At 70.7% G+C, this 2,019-nt stretch carries 2 protein-coding genes; one reads left to right on the forward strand and one right to left on the reverse strand.

Annotation, left to right across the window (positions count from 1 at the left end; translation table 11 throughout):
• Nucleotides 1-101 precede the first annotated feature (101 nt).
• Nucleotides 102-1,292 carry a quinolinate synthase NadA gene (gene nadA / locus SSBG_RS22640; protein ID WP_199781399.1) on the reverse strand — a complete coding sequence of 397 codons (1,191 nt, stop codon included), beginning with the start codon at nt 1,290-1,292 and terminating at the stop codon, nt 102-104.
• A 284-nt stretch (nt 1,293-1,576) separates the two neighbouring features.
• Here nadA and SSBG_RS22645 point away from each other — a divergent pair, with 284 nt between their 5' ends.
• Entirely contained in the window at nt 1,577-1,933 is a 357-nt protein-coding gene (locus SSBG_RS22645) for a HesB/IscA family protein (protein WP_008748399.1), read from the forward strand.
• Nucleotides 1,934-2,019: the final 86 nt, after the last annotated feature.

Below are 2,019 nucleotides of genomic sequence, written 5' to 3' on the forward strand. Positions count from 1 at the left end.
CCGCGTTTCAGCCCCTGTGGGGGTCCCCCCGGCCGGAGGCTGGGGGAGACCGAGGGGCGGGGCGTCGGGCGGAGCCCCACAGGGCCCGCCCGGAGCCACCGCTACGGCAGCGCCAGCATCCGCTCCAGCGCGGCCTTCGCGTACGTCTCCGTCTCCGCGTCGACCTCGATCCGGTTGACGACCTTCCCCTCTGCCAGCGACTCCAGCGTCCACACGAGGTGCGGCAGGTCGATCCGGTTCATGGTCGAGCAGAAGCACACGGTCCGGTCCAGGAAGACGATCTCCTTGTCCGGGTGCGCCTTCGCGAGCCGCCGCACGAGGTTCAGCTCGGTCCCGATGGCCCACTTCGACCCGGCGGGGGCGGCGTCCAGCGCCTTGATGATGTACTCCGTGGAGCCCACCTCGTCGGCGGCGGAGACGACCTCGTGCTTGCACTCGGGGTGGACGAGGACCCGGACCCCCGGAATCCGCTCGCGGACCTCGCGGACCGAGTCGAGCGAGAACCGCCCGTGCACCGAGCAGTGCCCGCGCCACAGGATCATCTTCGCGGCGCGCAGCTGCTCGGTGGTGAGCCCGCCGTTCGGCTTGTGCGGGTTGTAGACGACGCAGTCGTCGAGCGACATCCCCATGTCCCGCACGGCCGTGTTGCGCCCGAGGTGCTGGTCGGGGAGGAAGAGCACCTTCTCGCCCTGCGCGAAGGCCCACTCCAGGGCCCGCTTCGCGTTGGAGGAGGTGCAGATGGTGCCGCCGTGGCGCCCGGTGAACGCCTTGATGTCGGCGGAGGAGTTCATGTACGAGACGGGGACGACCTGCGCGGCGACGCCGGCCTCGGTGAGGACGTCCCAGCACTCGGCGACCTGCTCGGCGGTCGCCATGTCCGCCATCGAGCAGCCGGCCGCGAGGTCCGGGAGGATCACCCGCTGGCGCTCCGAGGTGAGGATGTCGGCCGACTCGGCCATGAAGTGCACACCGCAGAAGACGATGTACTCCGCCTCGGGCCGCGCGGCGGCGTCCCGGGCCAGCTTGAAGGAGTCGCCGGTGACGTCGGCGAACTGGATGACCTCGTCCCGCTGGTAGTGGTGGCCGAGGACGAACACCTTCTCGCCCAGCTTCTCCTTGGCCGCGCGGGCGCGGACCACGAGGTCCGGGTCGGAGGGCTCGGGCAGGTCTCCCGGGCACTCCACGCCGCGCTCGCTGCGCGGGTCGGCCTCGCGGCCGAGCAGCAGCAGGGCGAGCGGGGTGGGCTGCACATCGAGGTCGACGGGGGTCTGGGCCGTGGTCACGTCACGCACCCTTTCTTTACTGGACAGGAGGCGGTGGGGCCGCTGCGGGGGTCTCGTCCCCGGACGCCGCCCCCCTTTTCGTCGTATTGACGTTATCTATGATATCCGCTTACCGTCAGGTTGACGACACCGCACGGCCCGATGTGACGTGCGCCCCTTCCCCGGCCCCGGCCCGGCCGGCCGCCGTGTGCGACGATGAGGAGACGCGGTCCGTGGCCGCGCGGGAATAACTCCCCGACCGTGCCGGTTGGAACGTCGGCAAGCAGTCTCCGTACAACCCGGGAGAGAAGCAGATGTCCGTATCGGACGAGACCACCACCGTGAGCGAGGGCATCCTCCTGTCCGACGCCGCCGCGTCGAAGGTCAAGGCCCTGCTGGACCAGGAAGGCCGTGACGACCTCGCGCTGCGCGTCGCCGTCCAGCCCGGCGGCTGCTCCGGCCTGCGCTACCAGCTCTTCTTCGACGAGCGTTCGCTCGACGGCGACGTCGTCAAGGAGTTCGGCGGCGTCAAGGTCGTCACCGACCGCATGAGCGCCCCCTACCTCGGCGGCGCCTCGATCGACTTCGTGGACACGATCGAGAAGCAGGGCTTCACGATCGACAACCCGAACGCGACCGGCTCCTGCGCCTGCGGCGACTCCTTCCACTGAGCCGCTCGCGTTCCGCGCGAGCGCGAGCAGGACGAAGGCGGCGATCCCCACGCGGGGGTCGCCGCCTTCGTCGTGCCCGCACCCGG

Origin of the sequence: Streptomyces sp. SPB074, from assembly GCF_000154905.1 — a bacterium.
In the GTDB taxonomy this organism is placed as follows: domain Bacteria; phylum Actinomycetota; class Actinomycetes; order Streptomycetales; family Streptomycetaceae; genus Streptomyces.

Coding starts and splice junctions, on each gene's coding strand:
- SSBG_RS22645 (WP_008748399.1), top strand. CDS start 1,577: ATGTCCGTATCGGACGAGACCACCACCGTGAGCGAGGGCATCCTCCTG.